Genomic DNA, 14772 nt, shown 5'->3' with positions numbered 1-14772 from the left:
AATTTAGAGACATACTATTTAAGTCCCCTTTGACAGGAAAAAACGATGAACGAATTGATGAAAAGCTGGCTGGAAAGAGACCCAGATCCTCGTACACGTGAAGAGCTGAATACACTTCAAAAAGAAAACCGCTCTGAAGAAATTGCAGACCGATTCAAAGGACGTTTAGAATTTGGTACCGCGGGTTTACGCGGCGTTGTCGGTGCGGGTCCTAACCGCATGAACCGACTGGTTATCCAAGAAACCGCGACGGGTCTTGGTCAGTACCTGTTAAAAGCACAACAAGGTGCGGCTGAAAAAGGCGTTGTTATTGGTTACGATGGTCGCCCAGATTCCAAACAGTTTGCCCACGACACTGCTTCTGCTCTTGCTGCGCAAGGTATCAAGGTTTACTTAACTCATGATGTTGCTGCCACTCCGATTGTTGCATTTGGTGTCCTACACCTTGGTACAGCCGCCGCTGTTGTTGTCACCGCTAGCCACAATCCACCAGAGTACAATGGCTTCAAAGTGTACTGGGACAATGGTGCTCAAATCATTCCACCACACGATTCAGGTATTGCAGCAGAAATCGACGATGCGGCTCAAAAGCCTCTTAATCTTATGCCACTTGAAGAAGCTGAAGAAAAAGGCTTACTCGTTTGGTTGAAAGACGATTATTACCAAACCTACCGCGACACCGCGAACGCTAGCCCATTGTTGCAAAGTGATCCATCGCAACAAGCCGAGAACCTTTCCTTAGCCTATACGGCTATGCACGGCGTTGGTGCAAATATGGCTGAAACGCTGCTTGCCGATGCTGGATTTACTCAAGTACACAGCGTAGCTGCACAGCGCGAACCCGACGGCAGCTTCCCAACCGTTAATTTCCCAAACCCTGAAGAAAAAGGGGCGATGGATTTAGTGATTGCTGAAGCGAAAAAACACAACGCGGAACTAGCCTGTGCCAACGACCCTGATGCAGACCGCTTTGCAGCGGCAGCTAGAAAGCCGGATGGCGAATACCAGATGCTAACAGGCGATCAGGTCGGTGTGTTGTTTGGTCACTACCTGCTTAATCAAGCGCAAGATAACCAAAAGTTAGTGGGTGCAACGATTGTTTCCTCTAGCCTTCTAGCCAAGGTTGCCGAAGCCGCGGGCGGCACGTTCTACAAAACGCTTACGGGTTTTAAATGGCTGACTAACGTCGCTATGCAAGAGCAAACGGAAGACAAACAGTTCCTTTTTGCTTACGAAGAAGCGCTGGGCTATACCGTGGGAACATTGGTTTGGGATAAAGACGGCCTAACCGCTTTGGTTGCCTTTGCTCAGCTGGCTGCTCGCCTAAAAGCCCAAGGCAAATCCGTTTGGGACCAGCTAGAAGAGATTTATAGGCAGCACGGCATGGTGATCAATGCTCAACATAGCATCGCTCTTGACCCTTCTGCGCCACCAATTGGTGACACGCTTCGTGCTAACCCACCTTCAACAATTGCAGGTCAGACGATCGCGAGTATTGAAGATTTCAAACTGTCGAAGCAAACGTTCGAAGATGGCAGTGAGAAAGCCTTAGAATTCCCAATCAGTGACGTGTTGATTTATCACCTTAATAACGGTTCACGTGTTGTGGTTCGCCCTTCTGGAACCGAGCCTAAGCTGAAGTGCTACTACGAAGTGGTTGAACCATTTAGTGCAGAAGAAAGCTACGCTGACGCGCACAATCGTGCTGAAGAGAAGATCGACATGTTGATCAGCGAACATCAGCACTCTCTCCAATAAAGTCCACATTTCAATCTATTAGTCTAGAGAACGGAATCTCAGACATCGAGCCCTCTTTTGGAGGGCTTTTTCGTCTATGTCATCTTGGATTATGATTATGCCGTCACAAGCAGTGAAATCGTTTTAAGTTTGAGGATTTAATATGCGAGTTAAGAATTCCGACTAAGCTTACTAAAAACACAAATGGCTTTTTGGAATTTCGTGATGTTTAAAATATTCGGTCTTTGCATTATTGTTCTCGCGTTCGTAGGTCCTGTTCAAGCTGATCCCGACCGAACACTCAGAGTTTGCTGGGAGGATGAAGCCAAGCCACCATTTCTCATGTTCAGTAGTAAAAATGAACCATACGGCATCATGGTGGATGTGATTGAAGCGGTAATGACTAAAAATGGTCACACATTGACTCACGTCATCCAACCTTGGAAGCGCTGCTTACATTCTGTTAAAGATGGCAAAGTTGATTTAGTGCCTAACGCCTCATTCAAATCAAAACGCGCAGAGTTCTCTCACTACTCTTACCCAATTTATGAAACCAATATAGCCTTGTTCTACAAAAAAGAACGATACAATCCTCCACCTCAAATATTTTCTCAAGCCGAGCTATCTAAATACAGTTTGGGTGGGGTTGCTGGTTTCAATTACAGCTTTATAGGTCAAGCAGTCAATATAGATGTGGGGGCAAAATCTCGCGTACATCTAGTAAGAAAGCTCAAAGCAGAACGAGTAGACTTCGCATTGCTTCAAGTTGAAGTCCTCAGCTATTTAGCAAGACTGCAAGGAATCGATATAACAATGCTGGATCATGTCGCTTTTCCAGACAAAAAATCCAAGGAATACCATGTGCTTTTTAGTAAGAAAACAGACAACTCTGCTTTGTTGAATAACATGTTTAATCAAACATTTCTGGAAATGAAGCACAACGGCACAATTAAAAAGATAAAAGCAAAATACTTGTAGGTGTAGCCATCCGATTTCTCAATGCTAGGTTCATTAAACCGTTAGAGATTAGTGTGCTGTATAACCAAATCGCAACCCGAGATTGACGTCGGTTTAGGGTAGCCTAATAATTCAACGCAACAATGTGTTCATGCCCAACATCTTCGTATTTGAGTACTTCATCTATCACAGAAACATTGCGTATCGGATCCGGCATTTTATGTTCCGATAGCACCATGGAAAGGTCGCGTTGCACATCTACGTCAGCTATGGGTACGGCTTGCATTAAACGCTGAGTGTAGCTGTGACGAGGCGAGCTGAGCACCTCATCTCTGGGACCCATTTCAACAATCCGCCCGCCATGCATCACCGCCACTCGGTGGGATACCTGCTCAACGACGGCCATGTCGTGTGAAATGAACAAATAGCTCACACCCAGCTTCTTCTGCAAACGTTCCAAAAGATCTAGAACCTGAGCTTGAACAGACACATCCAGCGCTGAGACGGATTCATCTGCAATCACCAATTTGGGTTGAGATGCAATCGCCCGAGCGATGCTGATCCGTTGACGTTGACCACCTGAAAACTGATGAGGGTATCGATTCATGTGATTCGGCAACATGTCGACTTGTTCCAGCAGCAACGCGACATGATCGCGCACATCTGAAGCCGGACATATTCCATGGATCAATAGTGGCTCTTTGAGCAGTTGGAATATGGTTTTCCGTGGGTTCAAAGAACTGTAGGGATCTTGAAACACCATTTGAATGTCTTTGCGAATAGCACGCAAACCCTGGCCACGAAGCCCGTTTAGCTCAACGCCATTAAGGTTGGCGCTGCCACAAAACGGCAACATGTTCATGAGTGCTTTGCCAATAGTCGATTTACCGCAGCCGCTTTCCCCAACCAGCCCTAAGGTTTCGCCCGGTTTTATCGCGAACGACACATTTTCTACCGCCCTCACTTCCAGCTTATCTTTTTTCCACCAAGCATGTTGAACCGGAAACCGTACGCAAAGATTGTTTACTTCCAGTAAAGGCTGGCTTTGAGGTACTTCTGCAACAGGCTTGGCATGCCCTAGTTTAGGCACCGCAGCCAATAAACCTTTGGTGTAGTCTGCGGTAGGAGATAGAAACAAGCTGCGTACATCCGATTGCTCTTCAACGATACCTTGATTCATCACCACGACTTTATCCGCCATTTCAGCGACCACCCCCATATCGTGAGTGATCATTAGAACTCCGGTATCGAAATCACTTTTGAGTTCATTAAGCAGCGACAAAATCTGCGCTTGAATCGTCACATCCAAAGCGGTTGTTGGCTCATCTGCAATCAAAATTTTAGGGCGACACACCAGAGACATAGCAATCATGATGCGTTGTAACATTCCGCCAGACATTTCGTGAGGGTATTGATGGTAACGCTTCTGCGCATGAGGGACTTTCACGGCGTCCAACATGCTAATAGCCATCAGTTTGGCACTGCCATAGTCAACATTTCGGTGAGCTTGAATGGCTTCACACAGTTGCTGGCCAGCGGTCATTAGAGGATTCAGCGATGTCATCGGCTCCTGAAAAATCATGGCGATGTCGTCCCCACGCATCGCACGCATGCTTTTTTCAGGCGTGGTCAATAGGTCTTTCCCCTCAAACCAGATATGACCACTTGCCACTTTCGCAACGGGCGGCAGTAACCCCATAATTGCAGTGCTGGATAGCGACTTCCCGCTCCCAGACTCCCCAGCAATACAAACGGTTTCACCCGAATTCAGAGTAAACGATAAATCGTCGACAACCCTGTGATATTGCTTCCCTGCCGCTATGTCGATGGAAAGATGCTCCACCGACAACATCGCCTTCTCCATTCGATGACTCCTACTCGAACACTACGTTAGGCATGTAAAACGTGACGAGCCAATTTGGCGCATCGACAATTTCACTGATCCTTAAGTCGCCACACACAGAGCACAGCATGTACGCTTGCTCCGGTGCCATATGGTGTTGAGTACAAAGCAAATCCACCATTTGGCTTACCGCGCTTCGCGCTCCTTCCATTAGGTCTGGTCCTACCCCTGTGGTCACTTGATACCCTTTACTGTCAAGGTGGCGAGTAACCGGTCCCGTCGTAGTGAAGTAGGGGGTATCGATTTTTAGGTTATCTACAACATCCAGCTCAATCACCACATTCATTGGGCTTTCTATCGCGGTTCCGCATACTTCCCCATCGCCCTGAGCCGCGTGAGTATCACCAATAGACAGCAACGCTCCTTCCACTTCGATAGGTAGATAAAGCGTGGTCCCTGCCGACAAATCTCGGATATCCATATTGCCCCCCACTCGCCTAGGCGGCACAACGGAATGGTCACCGCTTTGTGCTGGAGCAACACCAATGGTTCCAGCAAAAGGCTTAAGCGGCACTTTTGCGCATTGCCCGAAGGCAGCAGGGGCTAGGGTTTGAGAATCGTATGACCAAAGATTCAATGCTGGTGCTTGAAATTGGTCTGCCAGTAACCCGAACCCAGGAATGTTGGCCGTCCAACCAAACCCACTGGGCTTGAATTCGTGAATGGTCATTTTCAATACATCACCAGGTCTTGCCCCTTCAACGAATATAGGCCCTGTTACTGGATTGATTTTGCCAAAGTCCAGACCTGCAATGTCTTCAACCTTAGAAGCGGTGGTGAGCTGCCCACCGGAACTGTCTAAACATTCAAATTCCAAAGTGGTTCCCCGCGCCACATGGTACGCGGGGGGAATGGCGTTATTCCAGCCATGATGATGGTGGACGCTATGGATGGTTTTCACAAATGAGTTATTGCACATCTTTTGCCCACACATTTTCATAGTTAACAGGAATATGAACCGGATCAACGAAGATACTGGTGTCTCCGCCCAACCGTTCAGAACGAATGGTAAAGCGACGTTCGTTAAATACCGGCACCCAAGGCGCATCCGCCATCAGATCAACGTAGATGCTTTCCCATTCTTTCATTCGTTGTGCCTGCTGCGATTCTGCCACCATGGCATCGGCTTTTGCTGCACGATCATCCAGTGCTTCGTTGCAATACCAAGCCCAGTTCCAGCCTCCATCAACCGCACCACCACAACCAAGAATCGGTCCGTAGAAGTTTGAAGGATCAGGGAAATCTGCAATCCAAGCCATACCACCAGACCAAATCATTGGCGCTTGGCTGGCGTCGCCCCCAGCGGCAATCACATTGGCTTGCGCCAGTGCTTTAATTTCGGCTTTCACACCAATTTTCGCTAAATCTTGTTGAATAGCTTGCGCTATACGCGGCTGTGGATCGGTATTCGCGACGTAAATTTCGGTACTGAAACCGTCTTTAAAACCGGCTTCTGTTAGCTTGTTTTTGGCCATTTCTGGATCGTACGCGTAGCCTTTATAAGACTTGGAATAGCCGGGCATGGCTGGTGGTAAGGGTTGATTCGCAGGTGTGCCTCGTCCATTAATGATCTGTACGATTCGGCGCTTATTGATCGCCATATTCACAGCTTGGCGTACCTTCACATTATCGAATGGCTTCATCTTCACATTCATGGTGATGTAACCGGTGTGCAATTGGTCACCTGCGATGATCAGCGGCTTATATTGCGGGCTGTTTTTCATTTGAAGAAACTTTGCTGGTGGAATGCCATCACCCGCAATATCCACTTCTCCTTTTTCTAAGCGAAGCAGCGCGACCACAGGCTCTTGCCCGACTTCAAACCGAATCTCATCCAAATAAGGTAAACCCGGTTTGTTGTAGGCTTCATTGCGTTGGAAGGTTAGGTATTGCCCTAATTTCCATTCACCTAACTTAAATGCTCCAGTTCCGACAGGGTGCTTACCAAAGTCTGATCCCCATTTTTCTACCGATTCTTGTGGTACGACAAAAGCAAAGTTAATCGCCAAGACATGCAGGAAGGTGGCGTCAGGGCGAGACAGTTGGAAGCTAACGGTGTAATCATCAACGGCTTTAACGCTATCGAGCCCTTTGGATTCACCATTATTAAACGCTTCAAACCCTTCTAGCGATCCGAAAAATCCAGCACCTGGACTTTGAGTTGTAGGGTTAATGGTACGTTCAATAGAATACTTCACGTCTTGCGCTTTAACTTCACGACCGTTGTGAAAGCGAATGCCTTGCTTGAGCTTAAAGGTGTAGGTTTTACCGTCGTCTGAAATGGTGTAACTTTCTGCAAGATCCGGTTCTAGCTCGGTCGTACCTGGCTTATAATCCATCAACCCATCAAACAGCGCTTTGATCATCGACCAGTTTTGCCAGTCGTAACCTATGGCTGGGTCTAGCGTTGAAACATCATCCTTGTAAGTCACAATCATGGAGCCGCCTTGCTTTACTTCTGCCGATGTCAAAAAAGACACCGCCATCAAAGATAAAGCTGCAGTAATAGCTAACTTTTTCATCACACTTTTCCTTGTTACAGTTTTTTTAAGTCAATCCTTGGATCAACAAACGGTGAGATCAGATCAGCCAGCAAATTCCCCAATACAATAGCTATCGCAGAAACCAAGGTGACGCCCACAATAATGGGGATATCGACACGTTGAATTGCTTGCCATGCTAGCTGCCCTATGCCTGGCCAGCCAAATACGGACTCCACCACCACCATGCCGCCAATGAAAATACCTATGTCGATTGCGATCATGGAAATGATCGGCAAAATCGCGTTGGGGATCATGTGTCGGCATATAATCCTTGTGTGGCTGAGCCCTTTGGCTTTGGCCGTTCGTATGTAGTCTTGATGCAGCACTTCGATCATCGAAGAACGCATCATTCGCGCGTACCATCCACTGCCCAATATTCCTAGCGTAATGGCAGGAAGCACCAAGTGTTTCCATTCGCCATATCCCCCAATCGGGAACCAAGACCATTGCACAGCGAATAAATATAAAAACATCATCGCTGCAACGAAATGTGGAGACGATACCCCCACAAATGAAAAAATCATCAACCCACGATCAATCAGGCTATTGCGTTTAAGCGCAGCAATAATACCCAGCGAAAGCCCTATCACGAGTTCGACGCCAATTCCGGCTATCATTAGCTGCAATGAGGCGGGAAGACGCGAAGCAATCAACTCAGATACTTCCGTTTTTTGTAACCACGAGCGCCCCATGTCTCCTTGAAGCAATTTGGTTAAATAGCGCCAATATTGCTCATAAAAAGGTAAATTCAGCCCCAGTTGTTCGCGAATGTTGTTGACGGTTTCAGCGGTCGCGCTGCGCCCTGCGATTTGCCTTGCAGGATCTGCCGGCAACAAATAAAGCAGCAAGTAGGTAATGAAGGTCACGCCTAGCAGAATGAAAGCCGCATGCAGTAAGCGCTTCAATAGGTAGTAACTCATCCCGCTTCTCTCCCATTCAAAGTTGGGTCGAGTGCATCGCGCAGTGCATCCCCCAAAATGTTGAAGCACAGCGAAAGCAAAATAATCACGCTACCGGGAATAAACACCAGCCAAGGAGCCACACTGAAATAGGTTTGATTTTCGAAGATAATGTTGCCCCAGCTAGGAATAGGAGGCTGTACACCAATCCCTAAGTAAGAGAGCGTCGCTTCAAGCAAAACGGTGGTTGAAATGCCAAGCGTCCCCCATACCAACATCGTCGGTACTAAATGCGGGAAAACATGGCTGAGTAAAATTTTACTCTCCGATACCCCAATCGCTTTTTCAGCCGCGATAAAGTCTTTTTCACTTATCGCCAGCGTTTCTGAATACACGACCCTAGCGATTTGGACCCAATTAACCATGGCGATGACCATGGCGACGATCCACAGGCTGGGGGTAAATATGGCCGCAAGCGCTATTGCCAAAAGCAGCGCTGGAAAAGCCATCATCAGGTCAGTGAACCGCATCAACACCGTGCCTACCCAACCTTTAAAATACGCTGCGGTAACACCTACTGCCGTACCAATAATAATAGCGATTCCATTGGCGACCAGCCCAATAAGTAAAGAGGTTTGCGAGCCGTAAATAATGCGCGATAAAAGGTCGCGCCCCAGTAAGTCGGTTCCTAACCAAAAGGTTTCATTAGGAGGGAGAGGTGCGCCTTCTAATGTTAGCCCTTCAAAGAACTGCTCGGTTGGATCATAAGGTGCGAAAAGGTGTGCACCCACAGCAAGGCAGACAATCGTGCATATGACCACCATCGAGACAACGACAGAGGGACGCGACAATAGTTGATTCCACATTAGCCTTCACTCCTAAGCCTTTCATAGCTCATGTTGCCCTGCGATAGTTCTAGGCAAATTTGCTCCACAGGAAGGTTTCTGTGCATCGAATATTGTCGCAAAATCTCATACGCTTTTTGCTCGGTGAGTTTGTGAGTTTCCATCACTTTGATCACCGCTTCTATTACAATAGGCCGTAGCTTATGGCGTGTTCTTAAGGTATCTAACTCTTGGTGCAGCGCCGTATGTTGCTGAGAGAGCTTTAATGCCATATGAAACGCTGAATACAACCCCACCTGATGAATCGGTTTACCAACCACCGACATCGCCCCCATGGAGATAGCACGTTCAATTTCAGTTGGAGAGCCATGAGCCAGCAACCCAACAACGGGCATGGACTGCCGAATTGGTTTTTGCACGGCAATATCAGCAAAGTAGTGTTGAACATCAATGAGTAAAAGATCCGTCGGTGCATTGTCTATATGGTCGCTGATGTGGCAATAAATCCCCATTCGCTCGGTCGCTTTTTGGATCTGCCGACATGTTCGCTCATCCGCAGAAATAACAGAGATCTTATTGATGGATAACGTCGATATACTCATTTGACTACCCTCAGCCGAGTAGGCATTCCGAGGCCGTCAACGTCGGTAAGAAACCCCTGAGCAATTAGATAGGGGTTAGGTTCGATAGGAGAGTAAGATTTCACCATACGAAAATCCGCACCATCTCGCTCCCCTATAAAGCAGGGCAAAACCGCGTGCTGATTATTGGAAATGGTTAACGTGTGCCCCATCGGTGTTTCTGTTCGTACTTTATCCAGAGCAGAACGCACAGACGTTACGTCATCACTTCCTGCTAATGAAATAGCATTGGCGAGACTGAGAATAGAAAGATAAGCGCCGACAAAGTTGCTTGAGACTGGTTCACTGTCTGATATAGCCAATTTTGCTGTATCGGTAAATTGGGGGTCTATCGATTGCAAAAAAGTCAGCGCAGTAAACAAACGTAAATTTGGCAAGGCGCGAATGCTTGCCAGTTCACATTCACTGAGGTTGCTGCTCAAGACTGGGAGGGAGTCGGCGCTCCATGCATCATTAAGTTGATGCAAAAACGCGTAGCTGGATTCTCCAACTAAATTATTAATGACAAAATCAGGCTGATGGGATTTCAGGTTCTCTATCGACAATCGGAAATCTTTGGTATCGAAACGATAGTAGCTGTCTTCCACTATCTCTCCGCCTATACTGGCAATGGCATCTCTAGCAATACGGTTACTTTCCCAACCCCAAACATAATTGGAGCCAAGAAGTGCAACTCGCTTACCAAAACGTGGCACCGCATATCGAAGCATTGGCAATAAGTTTTGATTAGGGCAAGCCCCATGGTACACAACATGCTCGTCGCATTCGTATCCTTCATACGGCGAGCCATACCATAGCAGCGCTTGATACTCATGAACATCTGGGATCACTTCCTTGCGCGCACTCGATGTTATTGTGCCGACAATGTGTTTTATCCCTTGCTTCAACAAAGACTGAGCGCCTTTGATGTATTCGTCCATGTTACCTTTCGGATCGATATGGTGCCCTTCAAGCTGGAATTGAAAACGTTCATCCGCGTTCACTTTTTCAATCGCGTAGCGAGCACCAAGTAAGGCGTTGTAACCTATCTTTCGATAGGTGCCCTCTGTTGAATAAAGTAAACCTATGTGAAACGTATCCATACCTAACTTCCACGGCTAATTGTTCTGAGCTCTGCTTCCAAGCAGCTGAATTTTGCAAATAAAAAAGCCTAAATGAATTCGAATAACCGAATTCATTTAGGCTTCGTTACCTTGCTACGCATTTTTATGAGTCTTAGTCGAAGCATGCTTCGTGCTCATCCTTTTTCTTGAAATTGGCTCGACAAGAAAAAGGGCATCAGTACTTAATTAAGCCCTGAATACCATTTAGTTTTACACCCCACATAATTTGTGGTCAATATGTTAAATAGTTATCAAAAATATCTCTTCTCAATAGTGAAACAAAAGAATCGGAACCACATACTCACTTAAAAGCATATCAACTCTAACATTTATTATTTATTTATCAAAAGCTTAGAAAAATCATTGAATCTCGGAAAATGTTACAGTATTCCAATAATCAAATAATATTCTCTTAATTAAGACAGGTGCATCATCCTCTTTTAGGCAAGGTGTTATCCCAGCGGAATAGGATATCAGGCAGCCCTTCTTCATTGTCACTATTGCCTGAACTCGCCAAAAAGCCGTGCTTTATATAAAAGGATTGTGCATGCTTATTGATCTCAAATGTTCTTAACTCTAGGAAATGGCCGGCTTGGGACTTTGCCATTCGTATGAGTTCACTGCCTATACCTTTCCCTTGATGATCGGGGTGAATATACAATTGGTTAATCTCGTTGGGTTTTATTGCGATGAATCCAATCGCTTGTTCAGAATCATTCACTGCGACAAAAATACGATAAGACAAAGGGAGGATATGAGAAAGAAAATGCATCTGAGATTCAAAGGAATGCACGGGGTTGATTCCCACACTCTGACGCATGTTTTCACGCCAGAATGTGGTTATTTCTTCTGCATGACATTCTTTAAAAGGCACTATTTTGTATTTAACAGCCATATCACCCCCTTTGATTTGACTCCAAGGTGGTCTAACGCTTGATTTGATATTCAAATACGGAATACGACCAGTAACTTTCACCAGTGGATTCCGTTTGTTTCCATCCTTGGGATTTGAGCTGTTTAGCAATGAGTCGATTCATTATGCCATGTCCTAGCAAAAATACGCTCTCATGTTGATTCGCTAACGCACTTAAGTAATTCGCCCCTAACCTCGCTCGTTCTTTAGCTTCATGAATAGGCTCACCATTTTTAGCAAACCCAATCAGCCATAAAATACGAAAAATCACAGCCCAGCAAAAGAAGCTTAACTTTGGGGTTCGCCAGTTGAGATGGGGCAGGCTAGATTCTCGAAAGCATTTTTGTACATGATGCACCTCCTCTACCCCAAGTACTCTCACTGAGGAAACCGCCCGTGGTAACTGGCTACTCACCGCTAGCTTACAACCCTGTGCTGCCTTGATCGCTTGCTCGCTAGGACGCACAGAGAAATTTAAATCCGACGCTTCGTATTCGAGTACTAGTGGGCCAAGATCATTAGGACAAAACCGTTGATCTTTCAAACTGTGTAGATCGAGTTCCGGTTGCCCATGGCGCATCAAAACAATTTTCAATGGTTCGTACCAACTAGCAAAAAATTGAATGCGATAGTAAATCGAAACATCTAATGTTGAAGTTAATTTGCGCTAAACGAATCAGTCGTTCTGTACAGAAAATTAAGTCGAAACTTCGTAAAGCTCTAGTGGGAGCCCATCAGGATCTTGAAAAAACGTATAGCGACTTTGGGTAAATTCGTCGATACGAATGGGCTCTACTTCGACATGATGCTTCTTTAAATGTGCAACGACATCTTCGATACAAGTAACTGAAAATGCTAAATGTCTCAGTCCTCTGGCTTCTGGTCGAGTCGGTCTTTTAGGTGGATTAGGGAATGAAAACAATTCGATCTGGTTGCCATTTGGAAGTGCCAAATCGAGCTTGTAAGACGCGCGTTCTTCTCGGTAGTTCTCTGCGATCACTTTCAGTCCCAAAATGTCACAATAAAATGCCTTAGAGACCAAATAGTCGGAACATATGATCGCGGTATGATGAATTCCCTGTAGCATGTTTTTCCTTTTTAGATTGTTATCTTCTGTGGCCAAGTAGCCAAAAAATACTTGGTTCTGCGAGAATTAATTGGATAAACAGTCGTCCCAATAGGGTGGTGTCCCATAACATTCGACTAAATAATCAATGAACACTCGAACTTTAGGAGCAAGCTGACGAGAACTTGGATATACAGCCCAGATGGCGGTATCAGACTGTAATGGGTAGTTGGTAAGAATCGGTTTAAGCTCGCCACGTTGAAGTTGCTTGTAAGCACTCCAAGTTGAATTGATCGTAATACCTAGCCCTTCAACACAGGCATCTCTAACCGCTTCACCGTTGTCTGCTTTAAAACTTGCTTGTGTTTTAACCACTATGGGCTTGTCTGCCGATTCAAACACCCATGAATCTAGCCCAGTTAGATGTATGCATTGATGGTTATGCAAATCTTTGGGGGAATCTGGTTCACCATGTTCTTCAATATAATCTGGGGATGCACACACCACTCGATTATCTGGTGCGAGCTTCCTGGCAATGAGACTAGAGTTTTTAAGCTCCGCATTTCGAATAGCTACATCAAACCCGCCATCTACTAAATCCACAATGGCATCAGAAAAACGAATGTCTAAATGAATCTTAGGGTATAGAGACAAAAACTCTTTCAACACTGGCATTAAGTGCATTCGCCCAAAAGAAGCTGGGGCTGTCACTCTTAGCGTACCTGAAGGCGTGGTTTCTCCTGCGCCTACTGACGCAGCGGCAGCTTCGATGCTTGCGATGACCTCCTGAGCATAAGGCAGGAAAATCTTACCTTCTTCAGAAAGCGAAACTTTTCTTGTGGTGCGATGAATTAACCTAACACCTAACCCATCTTCTAGTTTACTGATGTAAGAGCTGGCAACAGCAGGTGATAAGCCCAGCTCCTTACCTGCGCTACTAATATTTTGAGTAACGGCTATTCTTAGAAACAACTTAAGGTGTTCAATGTTCATGAGAACCTATTTTCAATATTATTTTGATAGTGAATATATTAAATTCGCCATTATCAACTTAAGGTATATTAAATATATTAGGAATAGCCAACCCCACATATTTTTAAACCAAGCAGGCAATGATGAAAAAAATAATTCTGATTACAGGCGCAACTGATGGTATTGGTCTTGAAACAGCAAAAAAACTGGCTGATGAAGGACACCACCTGCTGATCCACGGACGCAATCCAAGCAAGCTCGCTGAAGCTAAACGTCAATTATCCGAACTAAATAACTCAGCCACTGTAGAAACCTACGTCGCCGATTTATCGACAATGTCTAGCGTGAAACAGTTTACTGCAGACATTAAGTCGAATCACAGCGCATTGGATATTGTGATCAATAATGCGGGAGTTTACACAACACCGAATTCGGATACCGAAGACGGATTGGATGTTCGCTTTGCCGTGAACACGCTTGCCCCGTATTTAATCACCAAATCGTTAGCTCCGATAATAAACGACGGGGGTCGCATTATTAACTTGTCCTCTGCCGCTCAAGCTCCGGTTGACCTAGATGCTTTAAAAGGAGAAACCAAGCTTTCTGATGGCTCTGCGTATGCCCAAAGCAAATTAGCGCTAACGGCTTGGAACCACCACCTAGCTCAATCGCTTCCTCAACCTGCACCTGTGTTAATTGCTGTAAACCCTGGCTCGATGCTTGGAAGTAAAATGGTGAAAGAGGCTTATGGGGTTGCAGGAGGGGATATCGCCATAGGCGCAGACATTCTTGTACGCACAGCCCTTAAAGAAGAGTTTAGTCTCGCCAATGGGCAATATTTTGATAATGATTCAGGGAAAATTACATCTCCTCACCCTGATGCAACCAATGCGAGCAAAGTGAAAGCAATTGTCGATGCGATTGAAGCTGTACTTAGAAAGTTGATTTAACCGCCATTGCGCTTTCCAGATGATAAAGTAAAGATCCCGACACAGGTGCGGGATTTTTGATGTTCTGGGCAAGTATCTAATACCAATCACAGTAAGTAAGTGTTCATAAATAGCGAAGGAAAAACGCTTGAGAACAAGGCAAAAAATTTCGATAAGTAGTTATTCTACAATCAAATTTTTTAACGCAGTTATCGAGTGTTTTAACAAGCTAGAATGAGTAATTACTTACTACGATTGGTATAA

At 45.6% G+C, this 14772-nt stretch carries 14 protein-coding genes; 3 read left to right on the top strand and 11 right to left on the bottom strand.

Features of this window, described 5'->3' with window-relative positions; all coding sequences use genetic code 11:
- Positions 1-45: 45 nt before the first annotated feature.
- Together VPNCDNU1_RS24480 and VPNCDNU1_RS24475 are read left to right on the top strand one after the other, a co-directional pair.
- The gene (locus VPNCDNU1_RS24480) at positions 46-1758 is read left to right on the top strand and encodes a phospho-sugar mutase (protein WP_104402793.1); all 1713 of its coding nucleotides are present in this window, start codon (positions 46-48) and stop codon (positions 1756-1758) included.
- Between the two features lie 204 nt (positions 1759-1962).
- Positions 1963-2715: a substrate-binding periplasmic protein gene (locus tag VPNCDNU1_RS24475; protein WP_167404881.1), complete on the top strand. Its 753-nt coding sequence runs from the start codon at positions 1963-1965 to the stop codon at positions 2713-2715.
- 103 nt (positions 2716-2818) lie between these two features.
- On the opposite strand, the gene VPNCDNU1_RS24470 is transcribed toward VPNCDNU1_RS24475, so the two are convergent.
- The 11 genes from VPNCDNU1_RS24470 to VPNCDNU1_RS24420 all read right to left on the bottom strand — a co-directional run bounded on the left by VPNCDNU1_RS24470 (position 2819) and on the right by VPNCDNU1_RS24420 (position 13600).
- Positions 2819-4558, bottom strand: a complete 1740-nt coding sequence (locus tag VPNCDNU1_RS24470; protein WP_104402791.1) for an ABC transporter ATP-binding protein — start codon at positions 4556-4558, stop codon at positions 2819-2821.
- 10 nt (positions 4559-4568) lie between these two features.
- Positions 4569-5516, bottom strand: coding sequence for an acetamidase/formamidase family protein (locus VPNCDNU1_RS24465; RefSeq protein ID WP_104402790.1), 948 nt, complete (start codon positions 5514-5516; stop codon positions 4569-4571).
- Positions 5506-7119, bottom strand: a complete 1614-nt coding sequence (locus tag VPNCDNU1_RS24460; protein ID WP_104402789.1) for an ABC transporter substrate-binding protein — start codon at positions 7117-7119, stop codon at positions 5506-5508. Before VPNCDNU1_RS24460 ends, VPNCDNU1_RS24465 begins: the two co-directional genes overlap by 11 nt.
- A gap of 14 nt (positions 7120-7133) precedes the next feature.
- Positions 7134-8060, bottom strand: a complete 927-nt coding sequence (locus VPNCDNU1_RS24455; RefSeq protein WP_104402788.1) for an ABC transporter permease — start codon at positions 8058-8060, stop codon at positions 7134-7136.
- Positions 8057-8905 (bottom strand): ABC transporter permease, encoded by an 849-nt coding sequence (locus VPNCDNU1_RS24450; RefSeq protein WP_104402787.1) that lies wholly within the window; start codon positions 8903-8905, stop codon positions 8057-8059. The genes VPNCDNU1_RS24455 and VPNCDNU1_RS24450 overlap by 4 nt, the downstream gene beginning before the upstream one ends.
- Positions 8905-9486, bottom strand: coding sequence for an ANTAR domain-containing response regulator (locus tag VPNCDNU1_RS24445; RefSeq protein ID WP_104402786.1), 582 nt, complete (start codon positions 9484-9486; stop codon positions 8905-8907). The genes VPNCDNU1_RS24450 and VPNCDNU1_RS24445 overlap by 1 nt, the downstream gene beginning before the upstream one ends.
- Positions 9483-10607 carry a transporter substrate-binding protein gene (locus VPNCDNU1_RS24440; protein ID WP_104402785.1) on the bottom strand — a complete coding sequence of 375 codons (1125 nt, stop codon included), beginning with the start codon at positions 10605-10607 and terminating at the stop codon, positions 9483-9485. Before VPNCDNU1_RS24440 ends, VPNCDNU1_RS24445 begins: the two co-directional genes overlap by 4 nt.
- Positions 10608-11058: 451 nt before the next feature.
- A complete protein-coding gene (locus VPNCDNU1_RS24435) occupies positions 11059-11523 on the bottom strand; it encodes a GNAT family N-acetyltransferase (RefSeq protein ID WP_104402784.1) in 465 nt (154 codons plus the stop codon).
- Between the two features lie 31 nt (positions 11524-11554).
- A complete protein-coding gene (locus tag VPNCDNU1_RS24430; RefSeq protein ID WP_145959488.1) occupies positions 11555-12136 on the bottom strand; it encodes a hypothetical protein in 582 nt (193 codons plus the stop codon).
- A gap of 102 nt (positions 12137-12238) precedes the next feature.
- Positions 12239-12628 carry an SMU1112c/YaeR family gloxylase I-like metalloprotein gene (gene gloA2, locus VPNCDNU1_RS24425; protein ID WP_104402782.1) on the bottom strand — a complete coding sequence of 130 codons (390 nt, stop codon included), beginning with the start codon at positions 12626-12628 and terminating at the stop codon, positions 12239-12241.
- A gap of 66 nt (positions 12629-12694) precedes the next feature.
- Complete coding sequence (locus tag VPNCDNU1_RS24420; RefSeq protein ID WP_104402781.1) at positions 12695-13600, bottom strand: LysR family transcriptional regulator; 906 nt, start codon at positions 13598-13600, stop codon at positions 12695-12697.
- Positions 13601-13722: 122 nt separating this feature from the next.
- On the opposite strand from VPNCDNU1_RS24420, the gene VPNCDNU1_RS24415 reads away from it, so the two are divergent.
- The gene (locus VPNCDNU1_RS24415; protein ID WP_104402780.1) at positions 13723-14529 is read left to right on the top strand and encodes an SDR family NAD(P)-dependent oxidoreductase; all 807 of its coding nucleotides are present in this window, start codon (positions 13723-13725) and stop codon (positions 14527-14529) included.
- The last annotated feature ends 243 nt before the right edge of the window (positions 14530-14772 follow it).

This window comes from Vibrio penaeicida (genome assembly GCF_002933855.1).
GTDB lineage: Bacteria > Pseudomonadota > Gammaproteobacteria > Enterobacterales > Vibrionaceae > Vibrio > Vibrio penaeicida_A.
This window is presented reverse-complemented; position numbering and strand designations above follow the sequence as displayed.